Genomic DNA, 15,513 nt, shown 5'->3' on the forward strand with positions numbered 1-15,513 from the left:
GACCTGCGGCGATCCGTCTCTCTGGCCCTTTCGCGGCGCTGCCCGTTGGGGCGGTTGATCCTCCCCAGCCGCTCCCCGACACGGCGTCATTCTCCCCGGATTCTCCCCAGCCACGGCTGCCGGGCGGCCGCGAAGAGGAGCGGAAGCCGATCAGTCGGCGAAGCCCGGGACGACCAGGCCGGACTCGTACGCGATCACGACCGCATGGGTCCGGTTCTGCGCGCCGAGCTTGGTCAGCACGTTTCCGACGTGGGTCTTGACCGTCTCCAGGCTCACCGTGAGGGATTCCGCGATCTCCGGATTGGAGAGCCCGGTGGCCATGAGGCGCAGCACCTCCTCCTCCCGGCCGGTCAGGGCGGCCTGCGGCAGGGCCTTGGCGGAGCCCAGCGGGCGGGGGGCAACCATGCGGCCCAGTGCGGCCGGGAAGAGGACCGCTTCGCCCGCGGCCACCACCCGGACCGCTTCGGCGATCCGGCGGACGGGGAGGCGCTTGAGCGCGAAGCCGCTGGCGCCCGCGCTGAGCGCGGCGGTGACGTAGCCGTCGTTCTCGAAGGTGGTGATCACCACCACCTTCGGCGGTTCGGCCATTTCGGCCAGCAGTTGGCGGGTGGCCTCGATCCCGTTGAGGCGCGGCATCCGGACGTCCATCAGGACCACGTCCGGCCGCAGGCTCCGCGCCCGTTCGAGCGCCTCGACGCCGTCGGCTGCTTCTCCGACCACCGTGATCCCGGGCTGTGCAGCGAGCAGCATGCGCAGGCCGCTGCGGGTGACCTCGTCGTCGTCCGCGATCAGGAGGGTGACGTCGGGGCCGGTGATGGCGGGCAGCGCTACGCCGTCACCCATGTCGGACCCACTCACGCGGACACGCGTACCGGCAGCCGCACGGCCAGCCGCCAGTGCTGCGTCCCGTCCGGGCCGGCTTGGAACTCGCCGTGCAGCAGCCGGACGCGCTCGGCCAGTCCGGGCAGACCGTGGCCGGAGGTAGGGAAGACTCCCCGGGCCGTGCCCGGCCCCGTCCGTGCCCCGGTCCGGTTGACCACCGTGAGATCCAGTCCGCCCGGCCCGGCCGCCACCCGGACCTCGATCGGGCCGCCGGCCCCGTGGCGCAGCGCGTTCGTCAGCGCCTCCTGGAGTATCCGGTACGCCGCCCGGGAGAGCGTCCCCTGGACCTGCGCCCACGCGCCCGACAGCTCCGGTTCCACCACCGCCCCCGCGTGGCGCAGGCGGTCCAGCAGCTCGGGGAGGTTGGCCAGGGTCCGGGTCGGCGCTGTCCCCGACTGTTCCTCGCGCAGCACTCCGAGTACGTAGTCCAGGTCCTCCAGGGCGGCCCGCGTCGACTCCTCGATGCTGCGCATGGCGGCCCGCGCCGCCGCCGGGTCGGCGGAGAGCACCTCACCCGCCACCGCCGCCTGGATGGTGGCCGCCGTCAGTGTGTGCCCGATCGAGTCGTGCAACTCGTGGGCGATCCGGTTGCGTTCGGCCAGCAGCAGCTCCCGCTCGGCAGCCAGCGCGAGCCGCTCGGCGGCCGACGGCCCCAGCAGCCGCGGCGCCGACCACCGCAGGGCCTTCGTCACCAGTACGCAGACGGCCACCGCCAGCAGAATGCACACGGCGGCCACCACCCAGCTCCACCCGCCCGACACCCGGACCGACGTGCCGAACAGACTCGCCCGCACCTCGCCGCCGAGCCAGTTCCCCGGCACAGAAAAGCCCATGACGAAGAGCACCCCGCTCGCCAGCGCCCCCGTCCACCCGACGGCCACGTGCAGCACCAGCCAGAGCGGGGTCCGCCAGCGGCCGAGGCCGAGGGAACCCGGAGTCCGGCGACCGGCCACCGGATTCGGCAGCGGCACCCGCAGCAGCCGGCGGGCGGACACGACCAGCGCCCGCCGTACGGGGCGCGCCAGTCCGACCACGCCGACCAGTACCGCCCAGACCAGCAGGGCCATGGCGATCTGCACGCTCTGCGGTGCGGATCGCCACGACAGCGCCGGCAACAGGGCGAGAGGCAGGAGCGGAAGGCTCGCCAGCGCGCCGCAATAGGCGAACAGCACACCCGAATACGTGGAGCCGCGGAGCAGCAGCCGAATTCCCCTGATCATGGTCGCCAGTATCGCCGGGCAGCCCACCGGCAGCCTCCCCCGATCGGGGGAGCGATTTCTCCTGCCTTCCCGTGATGCGGTCGAAGGGCCCTGGAAACCAGGATCGTGCCCAGACCCCACGATTCCCAGGAGTTGACTCATGCGTGCCCAGACCAGGCAGCGCCTTCGTTCCTCGATCCGGCAGCAGGGCGGCAGGCGGCGACGAGCAGTGTCGGCCGCGACCGTGATGGCCATCGGCGTCATGACGCTGGGCGTCCTCGCCCCACCCGTCTCCGCCTCCAACTCCGCCGCCTCCGCTACTGCCGCCGCCAGGCCGGACGCAGTTCAGCAGGCCCTGAACGTACTCGTGCGCGACGACGGGATGCCCGCCGCGCTGGCGAGCGTTCAGGGCCGTGACGGCCGCCCCCGCACCTACACCGCAGGAGTCGGAGATCTGACCACCGGCTCGAAGGTGCCCAGGGACGGCCAGGTGCGGATCGGCAGCAACACCAAGACGTTCACGGCGGTCGTGGTCCTGCAGCTGGTCGGCGAAGGGAAGATCGGCCTCGACGCCACCGTCGACACCTACCTGCCCGGCCTCGTCCGCGGCGAGGGGATCGACGGGCGCCACATCACCGTCCGACAGCTCCTCCAGCACACCAGCGGGCTCCCCGACTACGGCATCCACGTCGACGACGGCGAGATCAGGAACCGGTACTTCGAGCCCCGAGAGCTGCTCGACATCGCCCTCCGGTACAAGGCCGACGCGACTCCGGGGACGACGTGGGGGTACAGCAACACCAACTATGTCCTGGCCGGCCTGATCGTACAGAAGGTCACCGGCCGCCCCCTCGCCGAGGAGATGGACCGGCGCATCATCAAGCCCATCGGGCTGAGCCGCACCTACTTCCCCGCCCCCGGGGAGGTGACCATCCGAGAGCCGCACCCGCAGGGTTACCACCGCAGCCCGCAGGACGGGCCGCTGCGCGACTTCACGGAGATGGACCCCTCCGCGGGCTGGGCAGCAGGCCAGTTGATCTCCACCAACTCCGACCTCAACCGCTTCTTCACCGCGCTCCTCGCCGGCCGCCTCCTCCCGGCGGCCCAGCTCGCCCAGATGCGCACGACCGTCCCCGCCGGGACCTCCGGCCTCCGCTACGGGCTGGGGCTCACGAGCAGGCCGCTGTCGTGCGGCGGCGTCTACTGGGGCCACGGCGGCGACATAGCGGGCTACGAGAGCCGGGGTGGTGTCACCGAAGACGGCCGGCGCGCCGCCAACGTCACGGTCACCAGCATCCCGACTGAGGAGGCAGCCGTGCAGCACGTCAAGGACGCCGTGGACAAGGCCCTGTGCGGATGAATCAGGCACCCGGCAAGCCGGCAAGCCGAGCAATAGCCCAATGATTCATCAGGAGTTGACTCATGCGTGAACAGACCCGGCAGGGCCTTCTTTCCTCGGCCCGGCATCAGGGCGACAAACGGCGTCGGGCCCTGCACGCGGCAGCCGGGGTGGCCATCGGCATCATGACACTGATCGCCCTCGCCCCGGCCGCCGCCTCCGCCTCCCCCAGGCCGGACGCCGTACAGCAGAGCCTGAACGCGCTGGTGCGCGACGACGGGATGCCCGCCGCGCTGGCGAGCATCAAGGACCGTGACGGCCGCACCCGGCCCTACACCGCAGGGCTCGGCAACCTGACCACCGGCGCACCGGTACCCGTCGACGGACAGGTGCGGATCGGCAGCAACACCAAGACCTTCGTCGCGGTCGTCGTCCTCCAGCTCGTCGCCGAGCGGAGGATGGATCTCGACGCCACCGTCGACGCCTACCTGCCCGGCCTCGTCCGCGGGGAGGGGATCGACGGACGGCGCATCACCGTCCGCCAGCTCCTCCAGCAGACCAGCGGACTCCCCAACTACAGCAACTACCTCGGGGACGACGTCAGGTACTACACCCCCCGCGAACTGCTCGGTACAGCCCTCAAGCACCCGGCCGAGTTCGCGCCCGGGACGAGTTGGAAGTACAGCAACACCAACTACGTGCTCGCCGGCCTGATCGTCCAGAAGGTCACCGGCCGCCCCCTGGCCGAGCAGATCGACCGGCGCGTCATCAAGCCCATCGGGCTGCGCCACACGTACTTCCCCGCCCCTGGTAACGCGAGCATCCGGGAGGCCCATCCCCACGGCTACTACCGGGAATCGGCGGACGCGCCGCTGCACGACATCACGGAGATCGACCCCTCCTGGGGCTGGGCGGCAGGCCAGATGGTCTCCACCGGCTCCGACCTCAACCGCTTCTTCAGCGCACTCCTGGCAGGCCGTCTCCTGCCCTCCGCCCAGCTCGCCCAGATGCGGTCCACCGTCCCCGCCGAAGCGACCTTCGGCCCCGGCGCCCGCTACGGACTCGGACTCGTCAGCAGGCCGCTGCCGTGCGGCGGCCTCTCCTGGGGCCACGGCGGCAGCTTCCCGGGGTACGAGACCCGGGGCGGCGCCACCGACGACGGCCGCGCCGCCAACATCGCGGTCACCATGCAGCTCACTGACGAGGCGGCCCGGAGGAACCTCGAACGCGCAGTGGACACCGCCCTGTGCCGCTGAACCCCGCCGAGGGCATCCCGTGAAAACGACCGACGGGCCCGACGTGACGTCGGGCCCGTCGGCCTCATGTGTGTGCACAGCCGCCACATCGACATCGTCCACGACGTCGACCGGGGCGACCTGGAGGGCCGCCGCCCGGTCCGCTGCCTCGTGATGGGAACTCTCGACGGCCGCAGGGTCAACAAGGGGCGGCCGGCTTCGCCGGCAACCTCGCCCTCGGCATCCTCTGCGAGGCCCCTGACATCAGCGTCCCGATCACGGTCCTGCCGTACGTGAACACCGCCCGTCCGGCCCTGGCAGAACAGCAGGCGAGGAAGCAATGGCCCCGTTCCCCGGTGCTGCTCACCCTCCCACCCCGGAGCAGCGAACTGCGCTACAGCCAGTCGCGCTTTTTGAAGATGACGTACAGGCTGACGCAGACCACTGCCATCAGCAGGAGCGCGAAGGGGTAGCCGGCTGCCCACTTCAGTTCCGGCATGTTCTCGAAGTTCATGCCGTAGATCGTTCCCACCAGCGTGGGGGCGAAGAGGATGGCGGCCCAGGAGGAGATCTTCTTGAAGTCGTCACCCGCACGCCGCTGAACTGCGGAAATCACCCGAACGGACGGTCCGACCTGCGGCGATCGGCCTTTCCGACCCTTTCGCTGTGCTGCCCGTTTGTACGGCCGATCCTCCCCAGCCGCTCCCCAACGGGCCTCATTCTCCCCGGATTCTCCCCAGCGGAGGCTGCTTGGATGGAGGCTTTCCGCTGGCCGGGCGACGATCTGAGCGACGGGAAGGGTTACGCGATGTAGTGGTGGCGGGGCGGGAGTAGACGGCAGAGGTGGCGCCGGCGGTCTGTTACTTTGCCCACCACTCATCATCTGCTCTGAGCGGCCCCGAACAGCGTTGCTACGTCCTCACGGTCCCGCCCCGCCGCCAGCGCGGCCACTGGCCGGAGCTGCAGGACCTCCTGCGTGGACGGCAACGGATTGCCGTCCAACCACCCATAACCCGGACTCTTTCGGATCCGCATCTTCTCGAAAGCGTTCCCCGCTCTGCCGTCGCGGAGCGGGGGACCCACCCGGTCGGCTTCACGATGCGGGTGCTGGCCGTGGGTGGTCAGCTGTCGAACAGCGTCAGCTGGTCGGCTGTCTCGACTACGTCCGCCTCCTCTTCGAGACCCGGTGCCTGGCCCTGTGCAGGGTCGGAGTCTTTGACCGGGTCAGAGATCTCGGAGACTTCCGAAGAGGTCTCAGGAGACGCACGATGCGGCAGCACGTAGTCCTGGCCGAGACCCGCCAAGTGCAGTGGGAGCGGCAGGGACAGAGCCTCCGGGTAGTCCGGGGGCTGCCGGAGCAGGTGGACTGCGGAGGCGAAGGACTCCGGGGCGTCGCCGGCTTCGAGGTGGCAGCCGAGGACTGCGATCTCCAGGAAATCAGGAGTCCATCCGACCATTCCGGTGTCGATGGTGGGCTCACCCTTGCGCTTGCCCATCCGGATCGGGCGTGGCGCGAGCTTGTCCGCTTCGACGGCGGAAGACTTGAACTGCACCGGCTTGGAGTTGGCCGAGTGGAAGACCCGCCCATCGGGGCCATGACCAGCGGGCAGCCACAAGCCGGCTGCAATGCCGTTCGCCCCGCCGCCTGGATGGACGCCCCACCACTGTGGGGTCTCCCTGCCGCGCCCCGTGCGGACGCGCACGAGACGAAGATCGGGGTCGAGGCGCCGGGAATCCGCCTCACCGTCCCGCATGCGGTCGGGTTCGGTACGGCCGTCCTGGAGCCAGGTCCAGTGGGAGCGGGCGTTCTGGGCCTCGGCCAGGAGCAGAGTGGGTTCGCGCCGGAGAGAGGCGCGGATTCGCTGCAGCCATTCCTCGGCGCGACGGCGCTGTTCGGCACGGTCGGCGTGCCAGCTTCGGCGCTTGGGGGCGTCTTCCTCGTCACGCGGCCCGGGCAGCAGAGGACGTACCTCGGCGAGCCGGGTCAGCCTGATCAGCATGGTCGGGTACGGGACCCAGGCCCCTGCGCCGTCGTCGGCATTCGGGTCCCACCCCTGGATCCGGGCCAGCCCCGCGCCCTCGGGGGTCACCAGGACCGCCACCGGTACATCGGTGGCCCACCGGTTCCTACTGGTGCGGTTCCTACGGACCATCCAGACGGCCGCATGGCGCAGGCCGCCGGGAAGACCACTGGCGATGCCGAGCTCGGGATATACCCGTGCGCCGAGCTGGCGCAGCCCGTCGTCCCAGGCCATGCGGGCGCGGTGGTGCTGGTTGTCGACCGTGTTGTAACCCTTGACCTTCTTGGGTACGGCGAGGAACTGGGTGACGTAGCCCGCGTCGGCGAAGCCGAGTCGCAGTGCGAACTTCGGATCGTGTTCGGTGCTCGCGAAATCGTCGGCCCGGTCGATTTCTACCAGCGCGAGCGCGGGAGGCGAGCTCGCCTTCGGCGCACGTCCCTTGACGCCGTTGAGCCAGTCGGCGATCTCTGCCCGACGGGAGTACAGAGCGGCTGACACGACGGCTTCCGGACGCCGCGGTCCTTCGGGGAGCTCCAGGCCGTCGGTGAACGAGACCGTGCTGTCGTCGGCTCGACGGTGGACGGGCCGATAGCAGTTCAGCCGGACGGCTAGTTCAGAGGTGACCCATTCCAGTACAACGGGACTTTCGGCACGGGCGTCGAGATGGGTCGCCTCGTCGTGTTCGGGCGCTGCCTCGGGCAGACCGAGCAGCTCCACGAGCGCCGAGATCGTGGTCTCCCGCAGCTCGGAGGTCTGCCACACCAGCTGAAGTTCGAGGACCGGCCTGTCGTCTTCGTCCGGGCCGTTGTAGGCAGAGACCGCGAGGGCGGCGGCGCGCCGCCGTTCGGCCGTCCTGCGCGCCTCATCGGCAGTCCTGTCCTCGGGCTTCACGTTCGTCGGAGGGGCATTGACCGGGCGATTACCAGACAGGACGGACCGGGAGTGGGGTTGTGCGGCGCCGAGCCCTTCGGGCACCGCCTGCTCCGCCCATTCCGTGAGCCGGGAGACCTGGTCCGGCATCAGACCGGGTCCCACCTCGTGACGGCCCATCGCCGTGCGGTAGACGATGCTGGCACGCATCCCGTCGGTGAGCCATTTTTCGGGAGAGGTGAGTAGGTCGTCGACACCGGGGAGTTCGTCACCGAGGACGACTCCACCGAGGAGCCTGGCGGGGCCTCCGTGTGACCAGCGCTCCGAGAAGGTGCCCGTCTCGCGGTCGCGGTACCGCTCCAGCTGAGCGACGGCGAAGCGTTCGCTCAGCGGCACGCCCGGGAGGACAGGAACCCTGGGGCGCAGCAGTACGGTCGTGCGGCTGCCATAGGGAAGGTGCAGGCGCCCGCTCTTTCCGCTCACGCGCGTCGCCCAGCGGCGGATGCTCCAGTGCAGGTGGTAGCGGGGGAGGGGGTCGAAGGGGACGGTGTGCAGGGTGATGTTGAGGACGATCGCGAACCACCACGTGCCCTTGGAGCCGCCCGGCTCGTACGGAATCGGCTGAGAGACGAGTTCGGCGCCCTTGTCGCGGGGCCCGCGAGGCATGGCCCGGAACCGGAGCGCACCGCCTTCGAACGGGTAAGGGCCGAGATCGAGCACGCGGCGGGCCAGCCAGTCGGGGGTGAGCGTGAACTGGTGTCCGGCCGGGGCGGCGGTGCCCCCGTCGGTGTGGCCACACGCGACGAGTTCACGACCTACGGACTCCCACTGCGGGGTGTGCGCGGCGAGTTGGGCACGCACCTCACGGAGCAGGCCGCGGTGCTCGGGTTCGGGACGGATGTCGCGGAGCCAGTGGGCGATGAGAGTACCGAGGACCTCGGGGGGCAGCGGATCGGCAAGGTCGGCGTCCGCGTACAGCCAGCGTGCCGAGTCACCTTCGGTGCGGGAGCCGAAAGGCCGCGGCATGGCCAGGACATCGGGGGCGTAAGCCTGGATCGCCTGTTCCAGGGCTCGGGTGGGGGCCGTGCGCCAAGGCTCGGAATCCTTGTCGCGGCCGGCGTTGCAGAGTTCGAGGACGCTGTCGCGCCACTCCTCGGGGAAGGGCAGGGCCCGGTATCGGCCCATGACGGAGATGTCCTGGCGGTCAGGGAGCCAGGCCGTGGTGCGCACGTGGCGGTAGTTCACGGGCATGTCAGGGTCTTCCTATGAGGTCGGGACGCACGACGTCGAGGCGTCTGCCGTCCGGTGTGGGAAGGAGCCGTGGGTGCTGTTCTCAGGTGGTGCGGTTGAGATGGTCGATCCGACCGAGGGCGCTGTAGAGCGGGGCGTACAGCAGACGGGCGACTGCGGCGTCGGCCGGGTCCGCCGCTCCGGATTCGGCTCCGGGCGACGAAGTGCCGACGAAGTACGGGGCGAGCACGGACCGCACGGCGTGGAGGAGGCCGGGGCCGGGCCGACGGCCGCCGATGGCCCTGAGCGCGGGGGCCGAAGCCCACGCAGCGGCCGGGGCGAAGGCCGCGTCCACGAAGAGGACCCGGGCGGGTACGCCGCCGCGTACCAGGCGGCCGATGACCTGCCACATGGTGACCATTTGGTCCCAGGCGAAGGCGCGCTGTTCCCAGGGACGGAGGGCGGAGTAGGCGTAGCGGCGGGAGAGCAGCCGACGCCATTCCTTGCGGGCTTCCTGACGCAGCGCATGGCCTGCCTGGTCCAGGTTCTCCGCATTGCGGACCAGATCGGTGAAAGTGGCAGGGCCCACGAGGTCGTCGTTGCGTGATTGGTCGCGGATGAAGCGGGTGATCCAGTCGTTGAGGGCGTACACGGACAGGGACAGGTCGTCGGGCCGGGGATGCGGCCGGGCGAGGAAGACGGCGGTGCCGAAGGCCGCCCTGCCCTGGCCGTTGAGAATGTTGTGGCCGCGTTCCACGGCCATCAACGGGGCCACCAGGATCTCGGCCATGCGGTCCTCGGCAAAGGCGGCGAGGTCGCCCCGGCGGAGGCTTGCCAGCAGGGCCGGGCCATCCACGCCGGGCAGGTGACCCAGGTCGGCGTCGTCCGGCACGAGGACGCGGACCCGGCCCTTCCACCGTTCCGAGCGCTGTCCGTCAATGGTCTCGGCTACGGCGTACGCTTCGCGATAACTGCCGACCAGGACTAGGACGCGTCGGCGGTGGTCGTCGGCGATGCGGGCGAGCTCTTGGTCGAGGACGCTGCCGGCACCTCCGGCGCCGGGCCGGGCGAGCCGGTCGGCCATGGCACGAGCCTGGGGGATCCGAGCTTCGAGCTCGGTGCCGGAGAGCCGCATGGGCTCCCCTGCGGCGTCGTAGAGGAAGTGGGTGGCGAACCGGGTCTGCCCGACACCTTCGAGGGACTTCTCCGACGGCATCAGGACGGCGCCGACAGGAGCGAGGATGTGGGCCCGGGTGGATTCCCCAGCCCAGCTGGTACCTGACATCAGGACGACGTTGGGGCCAGGGCGGCCGATCGCACGGTCCTCGCCGAGACCGGTGAGGGAGAGCAGCAGCTCGCGGCCGACCCCCGTGCAGCGGAAGAAGCGCAGGGTGCCGCTGGTGCGCCCCACCTCGTCGTAGGTGTCCTCCTGGGGCTGGTACTGATAGCCGAGAACGTTGCCCATGGGGGCTTCGGGGATGATCGGCGCGTAGTCGAGCGGTGCGCGGCGGGCCAGTTCCTTGCCCTGCCGGTCGAGGCGGAGAGCCGCTTCCACCATGGGCCACAGATAGGTCAGCCGGTCGAGGCGCTGATGGAGAACGGAGAGGAGGAGCACGAACTCCAGGCGGTCACGGGTGATGCGCTTCCACTCGTCCCGGTCTTCCGGAGTCAAACGGTCGAGGACTGGCGTTCCTGCGAGGAGCGCGTCGAGCAGGGACTGGACCCGGGTACGGGAGGCCGCCGGCGACAGTGTGTACAGCAGGTCCTTCGCGGCGGCGGACAGAGTCGTGGAGAGCGGGTCCGTGAAGTCCCCGTCGCCAAGCGGATCGTCCCGGAAGTCGTCGAGGACGGCGGTGAGCGCGGCACGACGAGGATCGGGCTCCGGCATCGCCGCTGTGGAGTCCTCCGCCCCTTCCGAGTCGTCCTCGTACCCTTCGTAGAGGCTCCGCTCGTCTTCGACTGCCCCTTCGAAGGGTTCGGGGTGTTCCGGATGGCGCGGTAGCTCGAACCATTCCGCGATCAACTTCTCCTGCAAGGCCCAGGGGCTGAAGTACTCCTGGTCCACCCACTCGCGGAGGGTGGTGTCCGAGATGAGCCGTTGGTAGATCCGATCGGCGGCAGTGGCGACCACGGAGAGCGCCGCGTTCCACTGCTCCACGTCCCGGTCGGCGAGCAGAAGCCTGCCACGCCTGCTCAACTCCTCGATCTTGTGCGTGTGCAGCTGGTCGAGCCAGGATTCGGTGCCAGGCTTCACCAGGGTCGCGGAAGGAGCGAAGAGTTCGTCGAAGCGCATCTGGACGGAGTCGGCCTCGTCGACGAAGACCAGGTTGCTGCGCAGACAGGCGAGTTCCAGCTGGCGGAGCCGTTCGTCGTTGAGGTGCGCGGGTACAGGGCTTTGGACGAGGCTGGACGGGTTGGCAACCCAGATGAGTCCGTCGACCTGGTGGCGGGCGGCTCGGTGCCGGGGGCACCGTGACCACAGGGGGCAGCCGTGCGGAGTCGCCAGGGCGGTGCCGTTCGGGCCCCGGTCGGCGGGTTGGCGGGCTGGTGCCGACTGCACGCCCGAAGGGCGCCATGGCGCGGGCAGCGATGCGGCTTCCGTAGTCGTCCCGGCCTCTTGCGTCTCCTTCTCCGGGTGCAGTCGGGTGCACGGCGCATCGCTGTAGGCGAGTGGTTCGATCGCCTCGTTGCCCCGCAGGGCGTCGGCGATGCAGATGGTGCTGAGATTGTCGAAGGCGGGCGCGTGGTGGTCGAGGAGGTTGTCGTGACCGCGGGAGGCGAGTCTGCGGTGGAGGCGCTGTACATGGGTCTCGCGGGTGGAGACGCCGAGCACGGGGACGGCGGGCAGCCCGACGGTTTCGAACAGCTCGCAGAGCCTGAGCTGTTCGGCCGCGTCGCCCACTACGAGAGTGGTCCGCATACCGCGTCGGGCCGCGGTGGCGGCGGCCAGGACCATGAAGGTGCTCTTGCCCGCCCCGACCATGCCGACCAGGTGCAGTGTGCCGTCCAAGACGATGCGGTCGTGCTCGGTGAAATCTCGGCCGTCGGCGTCACGCGGGGCGATGCGTACCTCGGTGAGTCGTTGCTCCCAGCGGCCCGGCCGTACGACGCCCTCGTCCTCCTCTACCTCGTCCATCCACCGTGCGGTATCAAGGAGTTGTTCGCGGGTGATCTCGATCGGGCCCGATCGGACCGGAGGTCCGGCGCTGAGTTCGTGCCCCTCGATGCCGTCCTCGATCAGGTCGGCCGGAAAGCGCACCGACGCCGCCCGGTTGCCCTCCTGGAACTCGCTGCGTCCTGCCGGCGCGAGCGGCAGCGGGCGGCGCACGAAGTCAGGTACCCGCGAGAGCGCCTCGCCGTAGACAGCATGGCGGTCGGCCGCCACGGTGGGGACGATGCGCCGGGGCGGGGTCTGCGCACCGGGTTCCGGCAGGTGGTACGCCCGTAGCCGGTCAGGTACGCGCTCGTACCGGGAAAGGGCCTGACGCCATGCGTGGCTGCGGCGCAGTGTCCACAGCAGATGCCGGCCGGCGATGAGGGCCGTCCGATGCTCCTCGCTGGTGACCAGGCCCGCGGCCTCGGCGTACGGGTATCCGCCAAGGAGGACGTATGCGCTCTCGGCGGGCTGGTCCGGGGCGACGAGTTCGAGAAGGTGCAGGGCCAGTTCAACCTGGCAGAGATGGGAGGGTTTGAGGCCTTCGAGACCGGGGTCCCCCGACCAGACTCTCTTCAGTTCCCGGACGACGGATCGGTTCCACTCGATCTGGTCACGCATGGCGGGCTCCGTCGGGGGTGGTTCGATTCGTGCGGGTCGTGGTGAGTCCTGCGGCCCGGGGGCGGGGGCGCGGGGTCCCGATCTCGCGGAGCCGGGCTGTGGCTCGTGAGACCAGGGCGCGGTCGGTGAGCAGAGGCAATCCGCGGGCGCGGGCCGGCCGGGCACGGGCGAAGGCGGCCAGGTAGCCGGGCCGGGCGGCAACCCGGTACTGGGGAACAACCCAGAACCCGTCGTCGTACGGCGGGTCGGCGGGGACCGGGCGGGCGGAGCGGCCGAGGAATACGGGATGGGCCCAGTCCTTGACGTCGATGGCCCAGCGGTGCCCGTCGGGGAACGTGACCAACAGGTCGTAAGCGTCGTACCCGGGCCACATCCGCACATCGAGACCCAGGTCGAGTAGCTGTCGCTCCAGATCGGCCTCGGCCCGTCCCGGTCCGGTGACGAACTGCCTCAGAGGGCGCTCGAGTTGGACCGGTCGTCCGGTCGCCGCCCGTTCCAGTCGTCGTCCCAGCGGCGCCGGCCCGGTCCGGCGGCAGCGGTCCCGTTCGCACCACCATGAGCCGTCGCGTACGGGAACCAGCAGGGTCAGGCAGCGCCCGCAGGTGGTGTAGTGGTCGTTGCGGAGGTAGCTGTCGGGCACGTCCTGGTAGATGCGCATGATCAGTTCGTGGACGGGTTCGAGGACCAGATCTCCACCGAGAGCCGACAGCTCGGCAACGGTGAGCACCGGGCGCCGCACGAGGAGCCTCCTGAATTCTGTGTACGCCTCCTCCTCGCCGTGCTCCCGGCACAGCCTCAGCGCGGTGTGCACGATCATGCGGTCGCGGAACCGGGCAGCGGTGTCGGGACAGCGCTCGGCCCACTCGTGGCACAGGTCACCGGGCCTCCCCGACACCGGGTCGAGAAGCATGTCCTGCGGGCCTGCCGCGTCGGCGGGCAGGTCGAGGGGCCACTCGGCGAGGGGCAGGGTGCGGCAGCGGTCGATCAGCTCGGCGAGCGACGCGGGTGGTTCCTCACCGCGCACGAGGCAGGCGAGAGCCGTGCGGTCCAGCGCGCGCCGGGCTTCGGCGGGATAGGGCAGGGTGAAGGACTCCAGGTCGGCGGTGTCCTCCAAGATGAGCAGCGCCTGGGCGAGCGTCTTCAGCAAGGGCACGCCCTCGTGGGCGGCCCACTCCTCGGCGGGCAGTGGCAGGAAGTCGTCGCTCATGGGGGCGTTCGGGCGGGTCATGCCGCACCGTCCACGGTGTTGGTGCGTTCGCGGCCCGTGGCGCACCAGCCGTGAACGTCGCATGAGCGGCAGTCGGTCCCGGAGGAGGGCGCGGCCTGGTAGCCGCGGTCGGCGGCCCAGTCGGCAACGAGCTCGCGGAGCAGCGCACGGGCGCGGCCGACGGTACGCGAGTCGTGGGGGTCGAGCTCTTCGAGGCGGGCACCGTCGGGGCGCAACACCTCCAGTTCGACGCGGGAGCGGAGGGCGTCGCCGCCGAGGGCGCCACCTTCGACGAGGAGGACAGCGAGGGCCAGTTGTGGGTACTGCCGCATCAGTCCTCCGCCGTGGGTGTAGCTGCTCGTGGTCGTCTTCGTCTCGCGGACCACCACGCCACCCCGGTCGGTGTGGATCAGGTCGCAGTCCGCGACGAGCACCACGTCGGCCTGTGGGTCGTAGGCGACGATCCGCCGTTGAGGTTCGACCGTCTCGTGATCGGCCAGTCCGTCGAAGGGGCAGTGGGCCCGGTGCTGGTGGAGCATGGCGAGGGCTTCGTACTGCTCGTCGGCTGTGAGACCGGGCAGGTGCTCGGGCAGGGGCACCGCACGGCAGGATCCACGGGCGGGATCTGCATGCCGCCCGTTCAGCCAGGCGTCAACCGCCCTTCCCCGGCGGATGGCAGCGCTCTCAGTGCGTCCGTCGCGGAGCTTGAGTACGCGGGTGGCGTGGTACTGCTCGGCGCAGTTCCCGTAGGCCCGAAGGTCGCTGACGGACAGACTGCGACGTTTCCTTGGAGTGGCGGCCACGCCGAGGAGTCCCGGAACCCGCGGGACGGCCACGCAGTCGGGCAGTCCCACACAGCGGACGCAGTCGGCGCTCGGGCGGGCCTCGGTGGCGTCGGCGAGGTCGGCCATCGAGGCAGCGACCTCGGCTCTCAGATAGCGATGCTCGGTCTCCTCCGCCGTCCAGTCGGCGAGTGTCTCCGTACCTCCGTCGGCGAGCCCTACTCCGACCACACGGATCCGCTCCGGCCGGACGTGAGGTCCGGGGAGGGGACTGGAAGGGGCGCCGAACGGCGTCAGGGAGGGTGTGCCGGTCAGCAGGACGTGGGCGACCGCGGCGATCTCCACCGCCGGCCTGTCCCGCTTCACGGTGCCCAGGGAAGGGATCCAGATCTCGCGTACACGCCCGTCCCGAGAGGCGTACCCTCGCCCCCACACGGTGCGTTCGTACTGCGTCACCCCACGGGCATCCGGCTGCGCCAGCTTCTTGCTCCCGGCGACCCAGGCAGGGGCGACCGGCAGGAGGGGGGACTGGCCTGCTGCGCCTTGCGAAGCTTCCCGGTCGGTCCTGGCCGTCAGGTAGTGGTGGGCGGCCTCGCGGGCCCAGGCGACATGGACCGGGGTGCACTTGCGGAAGTTCGCCGGATCTGCAGCAGCCTCGACGAGGCTCCGGCCGCCGTGTTCGACAGCGTCGAGGAGAGCGAAGAACGGCTTGAAGGAGAAGTCCTCGACCGGCTTGGCAGGGAGCCGTCCCGGCGCCTTGACCAGGGCCCTGGCCCGCAGCGCGCGGCCCAGGGGGCAGCCGGCAGGGTCGGGGCGCACCAGCGAGGCGCCGATCCGCAGCAGGGTGCTGTCCCCGATGGAGTGTGGCGGCTTGCGGAACGCGGTCATGGGCCGCTCCTCGTGGCTGGTCGTCGGTTGGTCCCTCGGTCGACTCTGGAAGAACCATGGCGTGGTGCTGTGAACAAAGTCAAGC

9 protein-coding genes are annotated in these 15,513 nt (G+C 70.4%); 2 read left to right on the forward strand and 7 right to left on the reverse strand.

From position 1 onward, the window contains the following. Window positions 1-150 precede the first annotated feature (150 nt). Both ACZ4M3_RS00205 and ACZ4M3_RS00210 read right to left on the reverse strand, forming a co-directional pair. Complete coding sequence (locus tag ACZ4M3_RS00205) at window positions 151-843, reverse strand: response regulator transcription factor (protein ID WP_467730074.1); 693 nt, start codon at window positions 841-843, stop codon at window positions 151-153. 11 nt (window positions 844-854) lie between these two features. Beyond that, window positions 855-2,102 (reverse strand): sensor histidine kinase, encoded by a 1,248-nt coding sequence (locus ACZ4M3_RS00210; protein WP_467728728.1) that lies wholly within the window; start codon window positions 2,100-2,102, stop codon window positions 855-857. A 139-nt stretch (window positions 2,103-2,241) separates the two neighbouring features. On the opposite strand from ACZ4M3_RS00210, the gene ACZ4M3_RS00215 reads away from it, so the two are divergent. Next, window positions 2,242-3,441 (forward strand): serine hydrolase domain-containing protein, encoded by a 1,200-nt coding sequence (locus tag ACZ4M3_RS00215; RefSeq protein ID WP_467728730.1) that lies wholly within the window; start codon window positions 2,242-2,244, stop codon window positions 3,439-3,441. Between the two features lie 62 nt (window positions 3,442-3,503). Beyond that, on the forward strand, window positions 3,504-4,676 hold the full coding sequence (locus ACZ4M3_RS00220) for a serine hydrolase domain-containing protein (protein ID WP_467728732.1): 1,173 nt from the start codon (window positions 3,504-3,506) through the stop codon (window positions 4,674-4,676). A gap of 373 nt (window positions 4,677-5,049) precedes the next feature. Here ACZ4M3_RS00220 and ACZ4M3_RS00225 read toward each other — a convergent pair whose 3' ends face one another. From ACZ4M3_RS00225 to ACZ4M3_RS00245, 5 genes are all read right to left on the reverse strand, one after another. Then, the gene (locus tag ACZ4M3_RS00225; protein WP_467728734.1) at window positions 5,050-5,538 is read right to left on the reverse strand and encodes a CorA family divalent cation transporter; all 489 of its coding nucleotides are present in this window, start codon (window positions 5,536-5,538) and stop codon (window positions 5,050-5,052) included. A gap of 238 nt (window positions 5,539-5,776) precedes the next feature. After that, window positions 5,777-8,797: a pPIWI_RE module domain-containing protein gene (locus ACZ4M3_RS00230; protein WP_467728736.1), complete on the reverse strand. Its 3,021-nt coding sequence runs from the start codon at window positions 8,795-8,797 to the stop codon at window positions 5,777-5,779. A gap of 82 nt (window positions 8,798-8,879) precedes the next feature. Beyond that, window positions 8,880-12,551, reverse strand: a complete 3,672-nt coding sequence (locus ACZ4M3_RS00235) for a pPIWI_RE_Z domain-containing protein (RefSeq protein WP_467728737.1) — start codon at window positions 12,549-12,551, stop codon at window positions 8,880-8,882. Beyond that, a complete protein-coding gene (locus ACZ4M3_RS00240) occupies window positions 12,544-13,779 on the reverse strand; it encodes a pPIWI_RE_Y domain-containing protein (RefSeq protein WP_467728739.1) in 1,236 nt (411 codons plus the stop codon). Before ACZ4M3_RS00240 ends, ACZ4M3_RS00235 begins: the two co-directional genes overlap by 8 nt. Beyond that, the gene (locus ACZ4M3_RS00245) at window positions 13,776-15,428 is read right to left on the reverse strand and encodes a PD-(D/E)XK nuclease family protein (RefSeq protein ID WP_161291185.1); all 1,653 of its coding nucleotides are present in this window, start codon (window positions 15,426-15,428) and stop codon (window positions 13,776-13,778) included. The genes ACZ4M3_RS00240 and ACZ4M3_RS00245 overlap by 4 nt, the downstream gene beginning before the upstream one ends. Between the last annotated feature and the right edge of the window lie 85 nt (window positions 15,429-15,513).

This window comes from Streptomyces sp. NPDC026522 (genome assembly GCF_055567555.1).

Bases quoted from the DNA above. Each gene is read 5' to 3' on its own strand.
- ACZ4M3_RS00230 (WP_467728736.1), bottom strand. From the start codon at position 8,797: ATGCCCGTGAACTACCGCCACGTGCGCACCACGGCCTGGCTCCCTGAC.
- ACZ4M3_RS00225 (WP_467728734.1), bottom strand. From the start codon at position 5,538: ATGATGAGTGGTGGGCAAAGTAACAGACCGCCGGCGCCACCTCTGCCG.
- ACZ4M3_RS00205 (WP_467730074.1), bottom strand. From the start codon at position 843: ATGGGTGACGGCGTAGCGCTGCCCGCCATCACCGGCCCCGACGTCACC.
- ACZ4M3_RS00210 (WP_467728728.1), bottom strand. From the start codon at position 2,102: ATGATCAGGGGAATTCGGCTGCTGCTCCGCGGCTCCACGTATTCGGGT.
- ACZ4M3_RS00240 (WP_467728739.1), bottom strand. From the start codon at position 13,779: ATGACCCGCCCGAACGCCCCCATGAGCGACGACTTCCTGCCACTGCCC.
- ACZ4M3_RS00235 (WP_467728737.1), bottom strand. From the start codon at position 12,551: ATGCGTGACCAGATCGAGTGGAACCGATCCGTCGTCCGGGAACTGAAG.
- ACZ4M3_RS00245 (WP_161291185.1), bottom strand. From the start codon at position 15,428: ATGACCGCGTTCCGCAAGCCGCCACACTCCATCGGGGACAGCACCCTG.
- ACZ4M3_RS00220 (WP_467728732.1), top strand. From the start codon at position 3,504: ATGCGTGAACAGACCCGGCAGGGCCTTCTTTCCTCGGCCCGGCATCAG.
- ACZ4M3_RS00215 (WP_467728730.1), top strand. From the start codon at position 2,242: ATGCGTGCCCAGACCAGGCAGCGCCTTCGTTCCTCGATCCGGCAGCAG.